Source organism: Caballeronia sp. (assembly GCF_049581465.1).
Classification (GTDB): domain Bacteria; phylum Pseudomonadota; class Gammaproteobacteria; order Burkholderiales; family Burkholderiaceae; genus Caballeronia.
In genome coordinates this window covers 1-3,258 of the sequence record NZ_JBAUSA010000467.1, presented here as the reverse complement: position 1 = coordinate 3,258, position 3,258 = coordinate 1, and the positions used below count along the sequence as shown (strand labels likewise).

At 62.3% G+C, this 3,258-nt stretch carries 2 protein-coding genes; both read left to right on the top strand.

What is annotated here, in order from left to right:
- The first annotated feature begins 456 nt into the window (after positions 1-456).
- Complete coding sequence (locus tag WCA53_RS11555) at positions 457-1,890, top strand: DUF2957 domain-containing protein (protein ID WP_423909527.1); 1,434 nt, start codon at positions 457-459, stop codon at positions 1,888-1,890.
- Positions 1,891-1,961: 71 nt separating this feature from the next.
- Positions 1,962-3,191, top strand: coding sequence for a DUF2957 domain-containing protein (locus tag WCA53_RS11550; protein WP_423909524.1), 1,230 nt, complete (start codon positions 1,962-1,964; stop codon positions 3,189-3,191).
- Positions 3,192-3,258: the final 67 nt, after the last annotated feature.

Below are 3,258 nucleotides of genomic sequence, written 5' to 3'. Positions count from 1 at the left end.
AAAACCGGTTCGCAGCTACCGCGCGAACCGGTATTTTTTCGCCTGCGCCCTACGCATGCGCGTGTTGCTTAGACGCCCCCCCTTTGCCCTACCCGACCGACGCCCCGTCCTGCCCCCGGTCCGTTCGCGCGTCTATCCCAAAGTCTCAGCCCCCGTCAATCAGTAGATCAAACATAAGAAATCATAGGGAATCTCCTAATTTGTTCACGAACGTTCGTTCGCCGATGATTGGCCGCTTTCGCGATTTATTCTTCTCCGTTTCACGATTTAACCAAAAAGATCTTCTACGTTGAAGTGGTTTTGCACATTTTTGTTTCAATATGCCGTGCATGCCTTACCAGGCAAGGCGCCGCTACAGGACCGCTGTTTGAATCGGAAATACTGACCGTGAAGCGTCGGGAGAGAGGAAGAAGTTGGCGAACTTACATGCGCAAAACAGATAAGGGAGATAGCGGTATGCCGTATGCCATTTCAAAAGGATTCGCGCTCGCACTTGCGATCGCGCCGCTCGTGGTCGCGTGCGGCGGCAATGCCGACACGCCTGCGCCGATCAACTCTCCGCAATGTTCGGGCGCGAGTTGCGGCCCGCAGGGCGCACCGGCAGTAGGCGCGGGTGCCGCACCGCTGTGCCCGGCCACCGCCGCCATTGTCTCAAGCACCTATCTGGGCGGTGCGGGCAGTGGCGAGATCGTGAGCCTGAACATCGACGCCGTGAACATGACGTACACGCTGAAGTGGCTCGAATCCCCGATCCCGCTCGTCACCGGCACGGTCACTCCGACTCGCAAAGGCACCACGATCAGCGGTGCCGTCGTGCATCCGCCAGCGGGCGCGCTGCCGACCGCCGAACAGACACGTTGCGCGTTCGTGCTGACACCGGGTGGTGGCGTGGCATCGGATGGATCGATTTACACGACCGCAGCCGCGTTCAACCAGGCCAATCCGCCCACGATCTTCGTCGGCCAGGGTGTCGCGGGCGGCGGCATTCCGGGCGCGACCGTGCAGTACAGCGGCGCAACGGTGGTCGGCGCACCGGTTCAGTTGCCGGCGCTTTTCCCCGTACCGAATCGCCATTTCGACTTTTATCCGTTCATCGGATTCTCGACGGTCAGCACGAACATCTCCGATTTGAAGGGCACCTATAACGCGCTGCTGTACCACACGGTGCCATCGAACAACTACTCGACCACGACGACCCAGGCGCAGGAATCCTTCGATGCAGCCGGCAACTGCTCGGTGCCCGTGCCGGCATCGAATGCAACCTGCCAGACGACAGGCGGCGCCTGGACAGCCAACGCGAGTGGCTCGTACTTCACCAGCGCGGTCGCGCCGCAAGTCCAGGGCAATCGATCAGTCGCGCTGCCGCCCATCGGCACCATCACGTATCCAGCCGTGGCGAACGCGAGCATGGTGCTCGGCAAGATCAACGGCGCGATCGTGCCGATCGTCGTGCGCACCGGCCAGGTCTTCGTGCCATCGCCGCTTACACCGCTGGACACGAACGCTGCGCAAGTCGATGACGAATCCGGTCTCTCCATGCTCGCCGCAAACACGGCGCTCACATCGGGCGCGTTCGATGGCGGCTATGTCGGCGCGGACTCCAACTTCAAGTACACGGCCACGCTGTTGCAAGGCCCGGTCGGCTCGTTCATCAATCCATCGACGCAAGCATCCGAAACCGGCTTCGGCATGAGCTACGCGCAGCAATTGCCGGGCTTGATCGGCGTGCAGGACCAGAACGGCGGCCAGGGTGCACTGATCGCGGTGGGCGGCCTGTACGGGATTTTCATTCAGGGCAGCACGGTGAACGGCGGCTTGACGAGCACGTCCGCGAACGCCAATACCCCCGCGAGCCCGTACTTCGGCATCGGCGCGTTGCTGAGCAAATAACTAAAAAACCAACGCGGAGACCTGTCCACACCAGTCGCCGCGATCAATCAAATCCGGATGGAGACACCAGCATGAAATGGAAGACTCTTGCGTCGATCGCCTGCGCGACGCCGCTCCTGTACGCGTGCGGCGGCGGCAGCGACGCACCCCAGGCGCCGGTAGTCCGGCTGTGCCCGGCATCGCTCGATTACACAACCACCTTCACGGGCGGCGGCGGCAGCGGTGAACTCCTCCAGCTCCAACTCGACACGACGAAACTCACGTGGCAAGTCACCTTCGTCGAATCGCCGATACCCGCCACGACCGGCACCGTTTCGCCGACGCGAGCTGGCACGTCGCAGACCGGCACGCTCACGATGGAAACCGGCCTGCCGACACAAAAACTCAACCAGTGCGCGTACCAGTTGAACGGCGCAACGCTCGATCCCGCCCGTCCCGCGCGCATTTTCGTGGGCGAAGGCGTGGCGGGCGGCACGATCCCCGGCAAGGAACTTCAGTTCGGCGGCGTCCTCGGACAGGGCGTTGTCCCCGATCGCACGTTCCCGTACTACCCGTTCATCGGCTTCTCGACGCTGGAAAAGAATCTCGCCAATGTGGTGGGGACCTATAACCAGATCGGCTATCACGAGATACCGTCGCAGAACTACGCGCCCATCGTCGTCGATTCGAAGATCACGATCAATGCCGACGGCACGTGGCAGGAATGCGACAACAGCGGTGTCAACGCGGGCAAATGCCAGCAAGCCGGGTCGAACTTCACGCAATCGCCCGATGGCAGCGGCGCATTCGTGACCAGCAATTTCCTCGGCCAGGGCACGCCGACGCTCGCCCTCGGCCCGTTGGGCAAGGGCTACATGATCGTGGGGAAATTGGGCGGCCAGAACGTGCCCATCCTGATACGCACCGGCACCGCAAACGCCACGATCACCACGGGCATTCCGCCCTTCGCCGACGACGAATCCGGTATTTCCATGCTCTCGCCGCAAACCGCTATCGCGTTGAACTCGGTGAACGGGGAGTACGTCGGTGTCGACAACGCGTTTGACTATCGCACGACGGCCATTGCCGGCACGCAGGCCACGCTGATCGATCCGTTCCAGCCGTCGCAGGTTGCGTTGTCGCGCGCGCTGAATCTCGACTACACGCAGACCATTGCGGGCCTGGTGACGTCGACGGTGGTGGGCGCCTCGACCGGCGCAACACCGACCGGCAAGTTCATCTTCTCGGGCGGCGTATTCGGCTACCTCGACGAGAGCAACCCGACGACGCCGTATTACACCATCGGCTCATTCGTGCAGTAACCGTCCGGCAGCCCATCAAGAAGGCCGTGACGCCGATCCGCGTCACGGCCCGCAACCGAAGAGAGAC

What these genes read in the sequence shown, in the direction of transcription:
- WCA53_RS11555 (WP_423909527.1), top strand. Translation starts at nt 457, where the DNA reads ATGCCGTATGCCATTTCAAAAGGATTCGCGCTCGCACTTGCGATCGCG.
- WCA53_RS11550 (WP_423909524.1), top strand. Translation starts at nt 1,962, where the DNA reads ATGAAATGGAAGACTCTTGCGTCGATCGCCTGCGCGACGCCGCTCCTG.